The sequence below is a fragment of the Paractinoplanes brasiliensis genome (assembly GCF_004362215.1).
Lineage (GTDB): Bacteria > Actinomycetota > Actinomycetes > Mycobacteriales > Micromonosporaceae > Actinoplanes > Actinoplanes brasiliensis.
Genome location: NZ_SNWR01000001.1, coordinates 760,632 through 777,737, shown reverse-complemented (window position 1 = coordinate 777,737; position 17,106 = coordinate 760,632). Strand labels below are relative to the sequence as shown.

General features: G+C 71.5%; 12 protein-coding genes and 1 pseudogene. 9 read left to right on the top strand and 4 right to left on the bottom strand.

Features of this window, described 5'->3' with window-relative positions; translation table 11 throughout:
- Nucleotides 1-37 precede the first annotated feature (37 nt).
- The gene (locus C8E87_RS03105) at nucleotides 38-2,017 is read left to right on the top strand and encodes an alpha/beta fold hydrolase (protein ID WP_133871677.1); all 1,980 of its coding nucleotides are present in this window, start codon (nucleotides 38-40) and stop codon (nucleotides 2,015-2,017) included.
- Nucleotides 2,018-2,164: 147 nt separating this feature from the next.
- Here C8E87_RS03105 and C8E87_RS03100 read toward each other — a convergent pair whose 3' ends face one another.
- Entirely contained in the window at nucleotides 2,165-2,617 is a 453-nt protein-coding gene (locus C8E87_RS03100; protein WP_133871676.1) for a substrate-binding domain-containing protein, read from the bottom strand.
- Nucleotides 2,618-3,210: 593 nt separating this feature from the next.
- Between C8E87_RS03100 and C8E87_RS03090 the strand changes: the two genes are divergently transcribed.
- Both C8E87_RS03090 and C8E87_RS03085 read left to right on the top strand, forming a co-directional pair.
- Nucleotides 3,211-5,058, top strand: coding sequence for a HEAT repeat domain-containing protein (locus C8E87_RS03090; protein ID WP_133871675.1), 1,848 nt, complete (start codon nucleotides 3,211-3,213; stop codon nucleotides 5,056-5,058).
- Between the two features lie 73 nt (nucleotides 5,059-5,131).
- Nucleotides 5,132-5,338: pseudogene (locus C8E87_RS03085) on the top strand (ChaB family protein); the annotation flags it as partial.
- On the opposite strand, the gene C8E87_RS03080 reads toward C8E87_RS03085, so the two are convergent.
- The 3 genes from C8E87_RS03080 to C8E87_RS03070 form a co-directional block, all read right to left on the bottom strand.
- Nucleotides 5,310-6,518: a metal-dependent hydrolase family protein gene (locus C8E87_RS03080; RefSeq protein WP_133871673.1), complete on the bottom strand. Its 1,209-nt coding sequence runs from the start codon at nucleotides 6,516-6,518 to the stop codon at nucleotides 5,310-5,312. The pseudogene C8E87_RS03085 and the gene C8E87_RS03080 sit on opposite strands and share 29 nt — an antisense overlap.
- On the bottom strand, nucleotides 6,515-8,212 hold the full coding sequence (locus C8E87_RS03075) for a hydantoinase B/oxoprolinase family protein (RefSeq protein ID WP_133871672.1): 1,698 nt from the start codon (nucleotides 8,210-8,212) through the stop codon (nucleotides 6,515-6,517). The genes C8E87_RS03080 and C8E87_RS03075 overlap by 4 nt, the downstream gene beginning before the upstream one ends.
- A gap of 83 nt (nucleotides 8,213-8,295) precedes the next feature.
- Nucleotides 8,296-10,353 carry a hydantoinase/oxoprolinase family protein gene (locus C8E87_RS03070; protein ID WP_133871671.1) on the bottom strand — a complete coding sequence of 686 codons (2,058 nt, stop codon included), beginning with the start codon at nucleotides 10,351-10,353 and terminating at the stop codon, nucleotides 8,296-8,298.
- 113 nt (nucleotides 10,354-10,466) lie between these two features.
- Here C8E87_RS03070 and C8E87_RS03065 point away from each other — a divergent pair, with 113 nt between their 5' ends.
- The 6 genes from C8E87_RS03065 to C8E87_RS03040 all read left to right on the top strand — a co-directional run bounded on the left by C8E87_RS03065 (nucleotide 10,467) and on the right by C8E87_RS03040 (nucleotide 17,095).
- The gene (locus C8E87_RS03065) at nucleotides 10,467-11,006 is read left to right on the top strand and encodes an antibiotic biosynthesis monooxygenase family protein (protein WP_133871670.1); all 540 of its coding nucleotides are present in this window, start codon (nucleotides 10,467-10,469) and stop codon (nucleotides 11,004-11,006) included.
- Between the two features lie 10 nt (nucleotides 11,007-11,016).
- Nucleotides 11,017-12,039 (top strand): sugar ABC transporter substrate-binding protein, encoded by a 1,023-nt coding sequence (locus C8E87_RS03060; RefSeq protein WP_239080413.1) that lies wholly within the window; start codon nucleotides 11,017-11,019, stop codon nucleotides 12,037-12,039.
- Between the two features lie 53 nt (nucleotides 12,040-12,092).
- Nucleotides 12,093-13,604, top strand: a complete 1,512-nt coding sequence (locus C8E87_RS03055; RefSeq protein WP_133871669.1) for a sugar ABC transporter ATP-binding protein — start codon at nucleotides 12,093-12,095, stop codon at nucleotides 13,602-13,604.
- Nucleotides 13,601-14,605: an ABC transporter permease gene (locus tag C8E87_RS03050; protein WP_203720791.1), complete on the top strand. Its 1,005-nt coding sequence runs from the start codon at nucleotides 13,601-13,603 to the stop codon at nucleotides 14,603-14,605. The genes C8E87_RS03055 and C8E87_RS03050 overlap by 4 nt, the downstream gene beginning before the upstream one ends.
- 86 nt (nucleotides 14,606-14,691) lie before the next feature.
- Nucleotides 14,692-15,978 (top strand): hydantoinase/oxoprolinase N-terminal domain-containing protein, encoded by a 1,287-nt coding sequence (locus C8E87_RS03045; RefSeq protein ID WP_133871668.1) that lies wholly within the window; start codon nucleotides 14,692-14,694, stop codon nucleotides 15,976-15,978.
- Between the two features lie 7 nt (nucleotides 15,979-15,985).
- Nucleotides 15,986-17,095: a DUF917 domain-containing protein gene (locus C8E87_RS03040; RefSeq protein WP_133871667.1), complete on the top strand. Its 1,110-nt coding sequence runs from the start codon at nucleotides 15,986-15,988 to the stop codon at nucleotides 17,093-17,095.
- The last annotated feature ends 11 nt before the right edge of the window (nucleotides 17,096-17,106 follow it).

Below are 17,106 nucleotides of genomic sequence, written 5' to 3'. Positions count from 1 at the left end.
GGACGTGCGTACGGCCATGGATTTCTAGGTTCTCGGCATGACGACCATCGCCCGCGCCATCGCCCTCGGGTTCGCCGCAATCCTCGTCCTGGCCCTCACCTACCTGAACCTGCGGCCGCCGGAGACCCTCGCGGTCCCGGACGGGGCCCGGCCCGGTTCGCTGACCATGCAGCCCTGCGACTACGACACCGAGGCCGGGACCGTGCCGGCCGACTGCGGCACGCTGGTCGTGCCGGAGAACCGGCGCGACCCGGCCAGTGACCTGATCGCGCTGCCGGTGATCCGGATCCGGTCCACCGGCCCCGGTCCCGGTGAGCCGATCTTCCGGCTCAACGGCGGTCCCGGCGCGACGAACCTGAAGTTCCCGCAGGCGAGCCGGCTCACCGGCCGCCACGACGTGGTCCTGGTCGGCTACCGGGGCGTCGACGGATCGCGGCGGCTCGACTGTCCCGAGGTCACCGAGGCCCTGCGGTCGTCGGCCGACCTCGCCGGGGCCGAGTCCCAGCGTGCCGCCACCCGAGCCTTCGAGACATGCGCCGGCCGGCTGACGGCGGACGGCATCGACCTCACCGGTTACTCGATCGCGCAGCGGGCCGACGACCTCGAGGCGGCCCGCACCGCCCTCGGCTACGCGCGGATCAACCTGCTCAGCACGAGCGCAGGCACCCGTACCGCGATGATCTACTCCTGGCGGTACCCCGGCTCGCTGTACCGGTCCGCGATGATCTCGGTGAATCCCCCCAGCCACTTCGTCTGGGACCCGCGGATCACCGACCGGCAGTTCGCCCGGTATGCCGAGCTGTGCAGCGCGGACAGCAAGTGCTCCGCCCGTACGGACGATCTCGTGGCCGCGATGACGAAGGCCGCCGACGGCGTTCCCGGGCGCTGGGGGCCGCTGCCCGTCAAGGAGGGCAACGTCCGGATCGCGGGCATGTTCGGCATGTTCGAGAACGGCAGGGATTCGGCGCCGCTCAACGCGCCCACGCTCATCGACGCGTACCTGCGCGCCGACGCCGGCTCCTTCTGGGCGTTGTCGACGCTCGCCGACCTGGCCCTGCCCGGCTCGTTCGTGTGGGGCGAGTTCGCCTCGTTCGGGATGATCGACGCGCCGGCCGCCGCGCGCTACTACGCCGCGGGCGGCGACCCCGGTTCGATCCTCGGCAACGTGGCCACCGACCTGCTCTGGGGTGGCCCGGCGGGCTTCTCCCAGGTGTGGCCGGACAGCCCCGACAACGCCGAGTACCGCACCGTGCGCCCGAGCGACGTCGAGACCCTGCTGATCGGCGGCACGGTCGACTTCTCCACCCCGGCTGAGCTGGCCACCACGGAACTGCTGCCGTCGCTGTCCCGCGGCAAGCAGGTCATCCTCCCCGAGCTGGGCCACAGCGGCGACTTCTGGGAGCACCGTCCGGAGGCGAGCCGGCACCTGCTGACGACGTTCTTCGACAGCGGCACGGTGGACGCCTCCCGGTTCGGCCCGCGGGCCGTCGACTTCCAGCCCGCACCGCTCACCATGACGGCCATCGCCCGGATCCTGCTCGGCGTCGCCACCGGCGGCGCGCTGCTCGCCGTGCTCCTGCTCGTCGCGATGGCCCGGCACGCCCGGCGGCGCGGCGGCTTCCGGCGCCGGACCGGCGCCTGGCTGCGGGTTCTGACGCCGCTCCCGCTCGGCGTGGGCGGGTGGCTGCTGGCCGTGCTGCTGATCTGGATCATCCGGCCGCAGATCTTCGTGGGCGGCGCGGCGGTGGCCGTGCCCTCGGCCGGCCTGGCCGTGGGTCTGGGCGCCTACCTGGCCTGGACCCGCCGCGACCGGCCGGCGTGGACCCGGCGCGCGGGCCTGGCGGCGGCGATCGGCGGAGCCCTGTGCGGGGCGGCCCTCGGCTTCGGCGCGACATCGGGTCTCGTCGCGTTGCTCACCGCCATCGTCGGGGCGGCCGCCGTGGCGAACCTCGCCCTGATCACCGTCGACACGCTCGCCGACCGGCGCCGCCTCACGCCATCAACTCGGCGATCGTGAACGGCCATGACCGCATCCGTTCGCCGGTCGCGTGGTGGATCGCGATCCGGGTCCGCGGCACCGCGACCGTGCCGTCCGACTCGCGCAGGCGTACCTCTCTACCCAGCCCGGCCAGCCGACCGATGACGGCACGAAAGGCTCGACTTGTCAGGATCCGCTGACGAAGCCGAAGTCGGCGACCTCGGCGGGGACCAGTTTCTCGTCGAGGCGCCCGAAGTTCCGGCCGCGCAGGGTTGCCGTGGTGAAGCGCGAGACCAGGTCCCGGTCCTGGGCGATCAGGTCGTCGCGGACGATCAGGACGTCGCTGTTCTGCTGATCGAGGGCCGCGATTACCCGCCATCCGGCGAAGGTGTCCCGGTCGCGGAGCATCTCGGCGAGGTTCAGGGCGCTGAACTGGGCCGGCCCGGAACTGAGCGTACTGATGTCGGTCCGGACGTCGACGTCGATTCCCGCGTCGCCGTAGAAGCCTTTCTCGTCGGCTTCCTGGACGATCCCGTCCGGTCCAAAACCCGCCGCATAGGTGACCTGCTCGATCGGATCGATCACGTAGCCGCTCCGGTCGGCGCCGCACCCGCCCACAGCCATGGTGGCGAGAAGCATCAGTACGACCACTCGCCGGGTCATGTATTGGCCGCCTGCCGGACGCGTTCGAGATGGGCCTCGGCCGCAGCCGGCAGACCTGCCGCCTCCTTGTCCGCCGACGTCCGTGCTGGGCAGCGGCTGGTGCTCCGGGAACTCCGGCGGCGACACCCAGTCAGCGTAGATTCCCATGCCAAGCCCCAGCGCTCTCCTTCCGCGGCCGACCAGCGCCGTACCCGCCTTCATCTCAGCCAGCTCGATCCGGCGCTGCGGGCGGGTACCACCCAGCGGCCCCGAGCCGCTCGATGGCCGCGCGGTGTTCGGCGGCGCCCGGCTCCGTCCAATGTGCCATGTAGCGGTCCGCCAAGGGCCTGCGGGCTGACCTCGATCGTGGATTCTCCTTGCCGAGTTGATCGCTTCGGCTCAAATCCTCCGGGTGGCGCGGGTGACCGACAATTCCCCGCGGGGAGTGGCCCGGACCGGCCCGCGACCTTGCAGACCGCCTGTACGGTGGTCCAGGTCGGCGATGTGATGTTCCCTGGTCGGGCTTTGTGTCCTGGCCCCCGCGACGGCGCCACCAGGCCTCCGCGGCGTCTGCAGGGTCTGGGGGTGGCATGTCACTGCTTGACCGGCTCGGCCATCCGGACGACGAGGTGCGGCTCGAGGCGGCACGGGTCGCGGCGGGCTCCGGTGAGCTGGGCCTCGTGGACAAGCTGCTGGATCTGGCCCTCCACGACAACGCCGAGGTCCGGACGATCGGCGGGATCGCTGAGGTGTACGAGCACGTCGGCGACGCGGCGGCGGGGGCGCTCGGCAAGATCTTGGGGAGACGGAACGGCCTCGATCCACGGATCCGCGCGGTGGCGCTCGATCTGGACCAGGACGACGACCGGGTCGCAAGCCTCCTGTACTACCTTGGAGCGCGCTACGAGCCGCTGCGGCAGGAGCTCGAAACGCACGCCGAGGATCAGGTACGGCTGCGAGCCATCCGGGCCGTGCTGTCGATCCACCGGACGACGGAGTTCGGCGCGCGGTTCCTCACGGACACGTCGGCGGCGGTACGAGTCGAGGCGCTGAACGTGGCGCGTGGTCACGATTCCGAGGTCTACCTGCGTTTCCTGCGGGACGATCCGAGCCCGCGAGTGCGCGAGGTGGCCGCCCGGTCGCTGCGTTTCTCGCCGGCGATCGGCAGCGAGCCGTTCATCGCCGCGGCGCGAGTGGAGAACGACCCAGCCGTACGGATCATGCTCTTGTCGTGCCTGACCTACCGCCGCCGGGATCGGGCGAACGTGCTGGCAATTGTGGCGTTCCTGGCTGATGCCGCTGTGTACGTGCGTCGCGCGGCCCGCGATGCGTTGCGCACCGTGGATGATGCGACCGTCGGTGCGGCGGTCGCCTTCCGCGTACTGATCGAACCCGACGATGCGGAAATGTGCGGGCTCTTGCACCAGAAGCACTTGCTCACTCACGCTCCTGGACTGCGGGACCTGTTGGAGCGCCTGCTCCGCTACAAGGGCCGGGACCGGTACTGGCACGTCCTGCCCATCGCGCTCGCGGTGCCGGGGCCACCGGACGAACCCGCCCGGGGAGACCCGGCCGACGGCCTGGACGAGCCGCAGCGGACGAGACTCCATCGGGAGGCCCTGCGCCAGGCCGTCACGGTGATCGAGCCCTGCGTCGCCCGCGCACCGGACCACGGGGAGGCCGGGGCCCTGGCGAGCCTCGTAGCGTGGCTGGCAGCCCCCAGCCAGTCGACCCGCGCCGCGCTGGTGGCGGTTTTGGAAGCCGAGAACGGCACGCACCCATCGAAGATCAACCATGTCTGGGACTGCCTGCGCGCTGCCGTGTCCGGTGACGTCCAGTACGCCTTACGCACGGGTCAACGGGTAGCGGCGGAAGCGGCCCGGCGCGATCAGGCATCGAGAGAGCTCGACCCTGCCCGGGGGCCGGTCATCGCCGCGCGGCGGGCGTACGCCCTGGCCCGGCTGGCCCAGGCGTACACGGCTCGCCTCATCCGCGCCGGGGCCGACCCAATGCCGCCTGGCCGGCTGTGCCGCCTGCTGTTGGACGGCGAGGATCCGGTCGAGGCGCTGAACGAGGCCGCCGCCGTCCCGGACATCACGTACGGGGACGTCCTGGTGGCCCACACGTCCGACGGCCGGACGGTGTCGCTCGGGTACAACTGGCCCGCTGCCCTCTCCGCCCGCTTCCAGCCGGAGAGGGCGAGCCTGCTGGTGCTCTGCGCGGAGTGCGGAACCTGGCACCGCGCCGAGGGCGCCATCGCCTGGGAGTACGTCGACGACGACCACTACGCCGGCGCGGACCACGGTTTCGTGGGCACGCTGCACGGCGCCTGCCCCACGTGCGGGGCGGACCGGTACGTACAGGTGCGGCTCACGGTGACCCGGAGCCGGATCGACGACTCGGCGGAAGCGGTCTGGGACGAACGCGCCGACCGCTGAGGCGTCAGTGCGGTTGCAGGACGGCGAGGCCACTGGACATCCCGACCAGGATGGCGCCGTCGTCGGCCAGCGCGACCACTGGGAGCCCAGGGTGAAGAAGGGCCCCAGCGACAAGAAGGCGGCCGGTGGCCGGGCCACCAAGGCAAAGACGGCCGGTGGCGTCGACGCCAACGCGAGCAAGGATCACCTGCTCGAGGTGGCGAAGAAGCTCGACATCACCGGCCGCTCCAAGATGAAGAGGGGCGAGCTGGTCAAGGCTGTTCAGAAGAAGAGCCGCTGACCACCACGCCTCCCTGCACCACGGTCCGCCCGCCCGTCCAGAGGACGGAGGGTGAAGCGAGCGGGTCGCCGTCGAGAATGAGCAGGTCGGCCACCGCGCCCGGCGCCACCCGGCCGAGATCGTCCCGGCCGAGCAGCGCGGCGTTGACCGAGGTGGCCGACTTCAGCGCGGTCAGCGCGCCGTCCACCTCGACCTGCAGGCGCAGCCCGTTGAGCTGTTCGTCCTCCAGGACGCCCATCAGGTCGGTGCCGAAGCCGACCCGGACGCCGGCTTCCCGGGCGAGCACCACCGCCTGCCGTCCGGCGTCCAGAACCTCGCGGTTCTTCGCGCGGGACACCGCGGCCATGCCCAGCGCGGCACCGCGGCGGTCCATGGCGTCGTAGGCGGCGAGCGTCGGCACCAGGAAGGCGCCGGTCGCGGCCATCGCGGCCGCGGTCGGGGCGTCGAGCAGGTTGCCGTGCTCGATCGTGCGCACGCCGTTGTCGATGGCGTGCCGGATCGACTCGGCGGAGTAGGCGTGCGCCGCCACGTAGCTGCCGCGCCGTGCCGCCTCCGAGGTGACCGCCCGGATCTCCTCCGGCGAGTACTGCGGGATGCGGATGGGGTCGGTCAGCGACACCACCCCGCCGGACGCCATGATCTTGATGGCGTGGGCGCCGCGGCGGAGCCGTTCGCGCACGGCCACCCGCAGGTTGTCCACCCCGTCCACGACCTCGCACGTGTGCGTGTTGCAGCCGCAGACGTCGGAGTCGGCGGCCCGGAAGTCGCCGTGCCCACCGGTCTGGCTCAGCGCCGCGCCGGTCCACAGATAGCGCGGCGAGGGCAGCAGACCCTCGCGGATCGCCCGATCCAGTCCCGCGTCGCCGCCCGACGGGTCGCGAATGGTGGTGAAGCCGCGGGACAACGCCGATTGCAGGCGGCGAGCGGCCACCAGCGCGACGTAGCTCAGCGGGCGCGATTCGATCTCGAGCATGTCGAGACCGATTCCGTACGCGTGACAATGCGCATCGATGAGGCCGGGGAGCACAGTCCTGCCCCGGGCGTCGATGGTCCTGTCCGCCTGCTGCGGCGCGCCGCCGACGGCCGTGATCCGGCCGTCGACGACGTGCACGGCGCCCTCGACGAGGTCGTCCGAGAGCCCGTCGAAGATCGTGGCGTTGACGATCGACAGCGTGCTCACGGGCGCGAGGCCTCGAAGGTGACAGGGTCGACCACGACGCCGTAATCCTCGAGGGCGGAGGAAACCGACACGAAGCCGTTGCGGACGTCGGCCGCGACCCGTTCCACCGGGCGCTCGAGCGGGTTGCCGTAGCCGCCACCGCCGCCGGTGTTGTTGACCAGCACCTCGCCCGTGTCGAGCAGGTTGTAGCTGCCGCCGGTGACCTTCTCGCGGTCGGTGCCGGGGTTGAGCACGATGTGGTTGTTGTCGCCCTCGGCCCCGCCGTCGATCGACCACGGCTTGGTCTTGGTCTTGTAGACGATGCAGATGCCGGTCGAGGGGGCCGTGAACCGATACGTCCGCTGCACGCCGACCCCGCCGCGGTTGCGCCCGGCACCGCCGGTGTCGGGCCGGTACCCGTACGACTCGATGAACATCGGCGACTTGGTCTCGAGCACCTCGACCGGGTTGTTGCGGCAGCCCGGCTCGGAGATGTGCATGATCCCGTCTGCGCCGTCGCCGTGGGCGTGCCCGCCGAAGCCGACCGCCTCGTTCGTGGCCTCCAGCCACGCCTCGCCGTTGCGCGGGTTCACGCCGAGGCCCATCATCGAGCAGACGTCGCCGCCGGAGCAGGCCGGCACCAGGTCGGGCATGCCCTGGGCGAGCGCCTTGAGCACCACCTCGCCGCCGAGCAGGCCGGTCCACAGGGTGAAGGTGGGCATCGGGGGCACGGCGTGCATGACCGAGCCGGGCTCGGTGATCACCCGCAGCGGCCGGAAGTTGCCGGCCACAACCGGGGTGTCGGGCGTGGTCAGCGACTTGAAGATGAGGCTGCAGAACGCCTCGGTCTGGCCCACGGGCAGGTTGATCGGGCCGCGCACGTCCTTCTCGCTGCCGGTCCAGTCGACGATCATCTCGTCGTCGGTCACGGTCACGGTCACGTTCATCTTGATCATGCGGTCGAGGTCGACGCCGTCCTGGTCGACGAAGTCGTGTGCCGTCCAGGTGCCCTTGGGCAGCTTGGCCAGGGCGATCCGGGCCAGGCGTTCGCCGTGGTCGTTGATCGCGGCCATGGCCTCGGTCAGTGTGCCGGCGCCGTACTTGGCCGCGATCTCCTGCGTCCGCCGTACGCCCGAGAAACAGGCCGAGACCTGCGCCTGGAGGTCGCCGATGGTGCGCTCGGGCATCCGGCTGTTGAACTTGACAACGTTGAAGATGTCCTCGTTCATCTCTCCCTCACGGTACAGCTTGGCCGCGGTGAAGAAGATGCCCTCCTGGTACATGTCGGTCGAGTCGAGGACGTAGCCGGCGTCCTTCTGCTTGAGGTCGAGCACGTGGATCCGGCACGAGGTGAAGCCGATCAGCTCGCCGTCCGCGCTGTGCACCGGCGCGAACACCAGCGGGTCGAGCGTGTGGGCGGACGACCAGTACGGGTAGTTCAGCAGGATCACGTCGCCCGGCCGCAGCTTGTCCCGGCCCAGGAACTCCACCGCCCGCTTGATGCCGTGGTCGTTGCCGCGGGTGAACACGGCGATGCCGGGCGCGTCGGCCACCACGTCGCCGTTCGCGTCGTGGATCCCGATGCCGTAGTCGTGAATCTCGTAGACGACCGTGTTGTAGGCCGTCCGGCACAGGTTGCGGGCCATCTCCTCGGCCGCGGCCAGCAGGCCGTGCCGGATGACCTCGATGGTGATCGAATCGACGGCGGTACTCATGCTGTGCTTCATTGGCATGCCCTTCTGGCCCTCGCCTGCGACGCCGTTGTCCGGTCCGGCTGGGTGCCGCTCGGTGCAGGCGGTCATACCGGTGCCCCCTGGACGGTGATGACCATTTCGCCGTGCGCCCCGACGCGCAGCTGGTCGCCGGCGTGGATCACGGTGGTCGCGGTGTGCTCGTGGATCACGGCCGGACCGGCGATCTCGTCGCCGGCCAGCAGCTCCTCGCGGGTGTAGAGCGCGTACGGCACGGCCGGCTGATCGGCCGAGACGTACACGTCGCGGTGGCCCTCGGGCTCGGCCGGGCCGGACTCCCGTACGCCCAGCTTGGGCAGCGTCGGCTTGTCGACCTGGCCCGAGGCGCGCAGCCGGAGCGTGGTGATCTCGATCGGGTCCGCCATGACGTGGCCGTACTGCCGCTCGTGCAGCTCGGTGAACTCGCGCTCGACGACGGCCGCGAGACCTGCCGCGAGACCGGTCGTACCGCCGGGAACCGGGACCGTGACCGTGTGCTCCTGACCGGCGTAGCGCACGTCGACGCTGCGGGTCAGCACCTGCTTGTCCGGTGCGAAGCCCTCCGCGGCCAGCGCCTCGGCCGCCTCGGCCGCCATCTCGTCGTAGCTCGCGGTGACGGCCGGGTTGTCCAGCTCGGCCAGCGCGGTCACCGCCGTACGGGCGAAGTCGTGCTGCACGTCGGCGAAGAGCATGCCGAACGCCGAGAACGCGCCCTGCCCCGGCGGGACGATGACGGTGGGAATGCCCAGCTCGTGCGCCACGTCGACGGCGACCAGGCCGCCACCGCCGCCGAACGAGAGCAGCGCGAAGTCCTTGGGGTCGCGGCCGACCTCGACCGTGATGGCCCGGACGGCACCCATGATCTTCGTGGTCGAGATGCGGATCATGCCCCGGGCCAGGCCCAGGGGCGTCATCTCGAGCTTCTCGGCGAGGGGCTCGAGGGCGCCCAGGGCGAGCCTGTCGTCCAGGCTGAGCCGGCCGCCGAGCGCCGCCGTCGTGCCCATGTAGCCGACTGCGAGCGCGGCGTCGGTGAAGGTGGGCTGGGCGCCGCCCCTGCCGTACGAGGCCGGGCCGGGGTCGGCGCCGGCGCTCTGCGGGCCGACCTGCAGCGCGCCCGCGTCGTCGAGCCAGGCGATCGAACCGCCGCCGGCGCCGATGGTGTGGATGTAGAGCGAGGGCGTGTTGATCGGCAGGTTCTCGAACTCGGCCCCCTGGTGCAGCACCGGCTCGCCGTCGATCACCAGCGACGCGTCCAGGCTGGTGCCGCCCATGTCGATGGTGATCAGGTTGGGCTGGCCGATCAGCTCGCCGAACGCGGTGGCGCCGATGACGCCGCCGGCCGGGCCGGACAGGATCAGGCTGACCGGTTGCTCGCGGGCGGAGCTGGCGGTCATCGCGCCGCCGCCGGAACGCGTCATCAGGAACCGCCCGGCGAAGCCGCCGCCGGCCAGTTCGCCCTCGAGCCGTTCCAGGTAGCGCCGCACGATCGGCTTGACGTAGGCGTCGAGCACGGCGGTGCTGGTGCGCTCGTACTCGCGGTACTCGCGGGACAGCTCGTGCGAGACGGTCACGACCACGTCCGGCGCGACCTCGGCCAGGATCTCCCGCATCCGGGATTCGTGGGCCGGGTTCGCGTACGAGTGGAGGAACGCCACCGCGACCGAGTCGTAGCCCCGCTCGGCGATCGTCGCGGCGACCGTACGCGCGGCTTCCTCGTCCAGCGGCCGGTGCACCGAGCCGTCGAAGAGGCTGCGCTCGGGCACCTCGAACGTGTCGTACCGCTCGACCAGCGACGGCGGCTTCTTGTACGTGATGTCGTAGTTGGTCCGCCGGTCGGTGCGCCCGAGCAGGTAGACGTCGCGGAAACCGGCCGTGCCGACCACCGCCGTGCGGGCGCCGGTGCGGGTGAGCAGAGCGTTGAGCCCGAGCGTGGTGCCGTGGGTGAACATGCTGACCTCGGCCATCGGCGCCTCGGTCGTGCCGAAGGCGTCCAGGACGCCCGCGGTGGGTTGCGACGGCGTGGTCGGCACCTTCCCGAACCGGATCTCGCCGGTCGCCGGGTTGAGTTCGACGACGTCGGTGAAGGTGCCGCCGACGTCGATCGCGACGCGGCTGTTGCTGGTCATCGTGAGATCGCCTTTCGCCTTTTCCCGCGCACACGGCGACGCCGCTGTCTTTCAAGGCGGGAGTGACAGCTGACGAGAAGTGGCCCGTTGTCCGGCGGGCATGGGGTCAGCTGATGGTGGTCGCCGGTTGGCGCGGCGAGGCCCCGAACCTGTCACAGCGGTTTCTGAGGTGTCAATCGGTGCTGGTGAGGGCGTCGCTTGCTGTGAACGGGCCGTCGGGCGGCGCTGCACAGCGCCGCCCACCGCGGCTGTGCTCGGCGCACATCCGTGGCGGAACGGCCACCGTCAGCATTTGCCAACTCCAACCACCCGAGACAACGGGGGTACCGATGATCCGCAGCGTCCTCCCTCTTCAAGCTGCCGCCGGCCTCGGTGGCGAGCTGGAAGCTTTCTACGCGGATCAACGGATTCTGGAGCGGGCCCGGGCGTTCCCCGGGTGCCGTGCCGCCGAACTGTTGCGATCCGTCGACGACAGCCCCGCGACCCACCTGGTCATCGCCGACTGGGACTCGGCCGCGGACTACCGCAACTGGGTCGACGACCCGTGGCGAGCCTCTTTGTCCGAGGGGCTCTTCGCACTGCTGGACAAAAACGACGACGAGCCGCTCGTTGGCGGAGTTTTCGAGCTCGTCGAGCTTCCTTCGCAGAACTAGAGGAGCACCAGTGATACGAATTGCCCGACCCCTCGCCGTCGGCCTGGCCGCCGTGGCGGCCCTGACCGCCTGCAGCAACCCCAACAACAACGACAACGCGGCGGGGAGCGCGGCCTCCGCCGCCCCGGCCGACAAGAAGCTCAGTATCGGCTTCTTCGGCTTCGCCAAGGCGAACTCGTTCGCCCAGGCCACCTGGGCCGGCGTGCAGGAGTACGCGAACGCCAACAACGCCGAGGCCACCTTCCTCGACTCCAACTTCGACGGGCCGACCCAGGTCAATCAGTTGCAGGACGCGGTGACGTCCAAGCGCTACGACGTGGTCATCGTGCAGGCCAACGACGGTACGGCGATGGTCAATCCGATCAAGCAGGCGGTCGCCGCCGGGATCACCGTGGTCGTCGAGTTCACGCCGGTCGGCGGCAAGTACGACACCGCCGCCCCGCAGGTGCCGGGCACGATCAACATCATCGACCCGCCCACGGTCAACGGCGAGGGCCTGGCCAAGATGGGCCTGGAAGCCTGCAAGACCGTGACCGACGGCGGGTGCAAGGTGGCATACCTGCAGGGCTTCGCCAACTACCCGCTCGACACCGCCCGCACCGAAGCCGCGGTCAACGCGCTCAAGGCCGGCGGCGCCACCGAGGTCATCTCGAACTTCGTCGGCGGCTACACCCCGGACAGCGGCCGCGGCGCGATGCAGAACCTGCTGCAGGCGCACCCGGACGTCAACGTGGTGATCGGCTCGTCCCAGGCGCTGCAGGGCGCGACCCCGCTGGCGGCCGGCAAGAAGATCACCTTTGTCGGCAACGGCAACTCGACCCAGGCCTACGACTTCGTCAACAAGGGCACCTGGTACGCCACCTACGCGTTGCCGGAGAAGGCCGAGGGCGCGAAGGCGGCCGAGCTGGGAATCAAGAAGGCCCGCGGCGAGAGCGTCCCGGACTCCACGGTGGCTTGCGAGGCGCTGACCGACTACAACTGCCTCGGCACCAAGGAAGCGCTGACCGGCAAGACGGCGGACTACTCGGACTGACGGCGAAGGGCGCCGGGGAGCTCCCCCGGCGCCCTCCGTGTTGAGGAGGCCTTGTGAGCAGTCAGAAAGCGCCGTCGATCGCGGTGCGCGGCGTCGGCAAGAGCTACAGCGGCGTCACCGTGCTGCACGACGTCGACCTGGACATCGCGCCGGGCGAGGTGCACGGCCTGGTCGGCGAGAACGGCGCCGGCAAGAGCACGCTGCTGAAGATCCTGGGCGGGGCGATCAAGGCGGACGCCGGGACGCTGAGCTTCGACGGCGAGCAGGTCAGCCTGGGCAGCCCGCGCGACTCGATCGCCCACGGCATCAGCCTGATCTCGCAGGAGGGCGCGCTCGTCCCGGCCCTGTCGGTGCTGGACAACGTGTTCCTGGCCCGCTGGTCGCACCGCGGCGGCCTGGTCAGCGCCCGCTCCGACCGCAAGCGCCTGGCCGGCCTGCTCGAGATCACCGGCTTCTCGGTGAACCCCGACGAGCGGGTCGACCGGCTCCCCATCGGCGTCCAGCAGCAGGTCGAGATCCTGCGCTCGCTGGCCCGGGGGGCCCGGGTCATCGCCATGGACGAGCCGACCGCCGTGCTGGCCGAGCACGAGAAGGAGAACCTGCTCGCGCTCATCCGCAAACTGGCCGCGGGTGGCACCACCATCATCCTGGTCTCGCACTTCCTGGAGGAGGTGCTGTCGGTCGCCGACCGGATCACCGTGCTGCGCGACGGCGCCCTCATCCGTACGGTGACGGCTTCGGAGACCTCGCCCCGGGAACTGGTCGGGCACATGGTCGGCCGTGAGATCGATGTGCTCTATCCCGACCCGCGGCCGGTGCCCGACGGCTCCCCGGTGGTGCTGGCCGCCCGCGGGCTGCGCCGGGGCCTGGTCAACGGCGTCGACCTCGAGGTGCGCTCGGGCGAGATCCTCGGCATCGCCGGTCTGGTCGGCAGCGGGCGTACGGAGACATTGCGGCTGCTGTTCGGGGCCGACCGGCCGGTCGAGGGCGTCGTCGAGGTCGACGGCGTACGGCTGACCCAGCACACGCCGCGGGCCGCGATGGCCGCCGGCGTCGCGATGGTGCCCGAGTCCCGCAAGGAGCAGGGACTGGTCATGCAGCGCTCGATCGCCGAGAACGTGGCCCTCTCGTCGCTGTCCGGGCGGCGCTCCGGGCCGTTCGTGAAGCGCCCGGCCGAGAAGACGGCGATCGGCGCGATCAGCAAGTCGGTGGACATCCGGGCAGCCAATCCCGAGGCCGCCATCGAGACGCTGTCCGGCGGCAACCAGCAGAAGGCGCTGTTCGCCAAGTGGCTGCTGCGCAACCCCAAGGTGCTGCTCATCGACGAGCCCACCCGCGGCGTGGACGTCGCCGCCAAGACCCAGATCCACCACCTGATCACCGGGCTCGCCGCCGACGGCATGGCCGTCGTCTGCGTGTCGTCCGAGATCGAGGAATTGCTGGCGCTCTCGCACCGGGTGCTCGTTCTGCGGCACGGCGAGCCGGTCGGCGAGTATCCGCGCGGCACCACCCCGGAGGTCGTCATCGCCGCCGCGTTCGGTTCGCACGAAGGAGAACCCAGTTGAGCGTCGACACCACGCCACAGACCGCCGCGGCGCCCACGCCGTCCGCGGGCAACAACATGTCGCGCCTCGCCTTCCGGATGCGCGACTACGGCATCGTGGCCGCCCTCGTCATCATCGTGATCGCGCTGTCGCTCAGCACCGACACGTTCCTGACCAGCGGTAACCTGGTCAACCTGCTCGACCAGACTGCGGTGCTGGGCCTGCTGGCCACCGGTGCCACCATCTGCATCATCAGCGGCGTCTTCGACCTGACGGCCAGCGCCACGCTCGCCCTCTCGGCGATCATCGGCGTCCAGGTCGGCCGGGTCACCGACGTGTACGTCGGGTTCGCCGCGGCCGTCGTGGCGGGCGCGCTGCTCGGCTTCGTCACCGGCACGGTCGTGGTGCGCAGCGGCGTCAACTCGTTCGTCGGCACGCTGGCCACCAGCCTGGTCTACCGCGGCCTGGCAGTCATGGTGACCGGCGGCGCGATCGTCTACCCGCTGACCGCGTCGGCCGAGAACTTCGGCATGCTCACCTGGCCGTCCCTGTTCGGGCTGACCTCGGCCACGATCATGTTCGTCGTGGTGGTGGCGATCCTGGGCGTCGTGGTGTCCCGCACGACGTTCGGCCGCCGGCTGTACGCGGTGGGCGGCAACGCCGAGGCGGCCCGCCTGTCCGGCATCCGGGTCGGGTCGATCCACGTCACCGCGTTCATGATCAGCGGCGTGTGCTCGGCGCTGGCCGGGCTCATCCTGGCCTCCCGGGCCGGCTCGGCCCAGTCGACGATGGCGACCGGCATGGAGCTGACCGCGATCGCGGCCGCCGTGGTCGGCGGCACCAGCATCCTCGGCGGCGAGGGCGCGGTCTGGCGGGCCCTCGTCGGCGCGCTGTTGCTCACCCTGATCGGCAACGGCTTCAACCTGCTCGGCTGGGACACGATCTACCAACAGGTTCTGCAGGGCCTGCTGATCCTGTTCGCCGTGACCATGGACCGCTGGCTGCGAAAACGTTCCCGTTGACCACAAGGCCCCTCCGACGCCAGCCACCACCTGGACCTCGCCTCACTCCCACGTGATCCGCCGGAGGGCCCTTGTACGATCATCAAATGCCTGCTCAGGGCGATGATGTCGCCCACATCGGCGTCACCTTGCGCCCGCACCGGGCCTACGCCGCCGTGGTGCACGGCGCGACCGTCCTGCCGGTGGAACCGGTCGCGCCGGCCCGCGCCGACCTGGAGGGCGTGGTCGCGGCGGCTGTCGGGGTGGCGTTGCGCGCCGCTCCCGGCGGCGCCGGCGCGGTCACGGTCGACCTCGCCCCGCTGCTGCTGGACACCCTCGTGCGTACCGAGGCCGAGGTGCCGCCGGTGGCCGCCGTCCGGATCGTGCCGCGCGCGGCCACCGACCCGGCCCTGGCCCGCTCGCCGGCCGAACTGGTCGAGCGGCGGATAGCCCGCCGCTGGACCGTGGCCGGCGGGCACGACCTGCTCGGCAACGAGCTGACCCCGCTCGACGGGGACGGGCTGGCCCTGCTCTGCGAGGAACTGGCCGGCACCGGCATCCGGCACGTGGCGATCGTCGCGGCCGGCTCGCAGGCCCGCCCGGCGCACGAACGGGAGGTGGCCGACGCGATCCTGGCCGCCGTGCCCGGCGCGCGCATCTCGGTGGCCAGCGACTACGGCGGCCAGGGGCTGGTGGCCCGGGAGGCGACGGTGGTGATCGACAGCGCGCTGACCGCACTCACCGAGCGGGTGCTCGACCGCTGCGAACGTACGCTGGCCCGCCTCCCCGGATCGCTCGAGCTGCGCGTGGCCCGGGGCGACGGCGGCTACAGCACGCCCTCGCGCATCCGGGTCACGCCGGTCGTGGCGTTCGGCGCCACCGAGGCGCTGGAACTGTGCGGCGCCGCTCACCTGGCCGGGCTCGACGACTGCCGGGTGCTGCTGTCGCGCGACGGCCGCCCGGTGGCCGGCGAGGTGCGGCACGGCCTGGCCGTGGTGCGCCCGGACGTGCCCGTGGGCATCGGCACCGAGCTGGTGGTGCCGATGGCGGTGCTGACCGGGGCCCCGCCGGACTCCTATCCCGGCGGGGCCGACGTTCCGGTGATCCGGCCCGATGCGCCGCCCCACGTGCTGGCCTGCGTCGGCGCCGCGATCAGTCAGCCCGCCTCCTGGCTCGACGAGGTCGCCTTCATCGAGTCGGCAGCCGAGCTGGACCACGTGCGCCGTGACGCCGAGGAGAGGGCCACCGCGATGGTGATGGCCAACGGCGCCGCCCCCGGCTCCACGCGCGTGGCCGAGGTCTCCACGGTGGCCGTGCCCTACAGCCCGTCGGGCACGATCCGCATCCGGGTGCGGGTCGCCGGCTCGCCCGACACGTCGCTGGCCGGCCGGTGAAGTCCCGGTGACCGGGCAGCCCGGCTACATCGGCGCGAGCGCGTCGATCACCGCCGAGGACGTTCCCGCCCTGTACGAGGGGGCCAAGTTCTACTCGCCCGCGGTCGGCGACGCCAACCGCTCGTCGATCACGTCGTGGCTGGCCGGTCTGCTCGACCGCAACGGCCCGGTGCCGCTGCTGCGCGTCGAAGCCGTTCCGCCGGAGACGGCCTGCGTGTCGGTGTGTGTGCTGGGTTCCGGCTCGGCGATGGCTGACCTGCCGCCGGCCGGGGACGAGTTCGAGGTGGCGGTCCGGCAGATCGAGCGGCTGCAGCGGGTCTCGTTCGGCGCCGTCTACCCGCTGGCCGCCGCCACGATCAGCGCGCTGGTCGCCGTGGTGGCAGCGGCCCAGCTGCGCGTCCCGCTGCTCGACGCGGACGGCATGGGCCGGACGTTCGCCCTGATCCACCACACCGCGATGCACCTGTCCGGGGTGTCGCCGACGCCGCTGGCCGCGGTCGGGCCGACCGGCGAGAGCGTGCTGGTCGAGGTGCCGTCCGGGCCGCGCGCCGACCGGATGCTGCGGGCGAACGTGGACACCGTCGGCGGCTGGGCGGCCCTGGCCGCGTACCCGACCACCGCCGGCGTCCTGCGGCGCGCCGCCCTGCCCGGCACCGTGTCGCGGATCGCCAACGTGGGGCGGCTGCTGCTCGACCGCACCGACCCCGACGTGCTGGTCACCCGGCTCGGCACCATCACGGGTTGTCGCCGGGTGGCCCGTGGCCGCATCGCCGAGCTCGAGCACCTGAGCCGGCCCAGTGACGTCACCATCCCGGCCCACCCCTCCAGCCTGGTCATCGAGGAGACCGGCGGGCTCGGCCGGCAGCTGCGCATCGAGCTGCGCAGCGAGATCGTGGCGGTGTTCGCCGACGGCGCGCTGGTCGCCGGCGCCCCCGACCTGATCAGCCTGCTCGACGTCTCCCGGGGTGTGCTGGCCACGCTGGACAGCCTGGAGCCGGGCGACCTGGTCGACGTGCTGGCGACCCCGGCCGACGCGGTCTGGTACTCGCCGCGGGGCATGGAGATGGTCGGCATGGCCTCGCACGGCATCCCCCTGGCCCACCCGAGGCGCCGATGATCCCCTCTTCG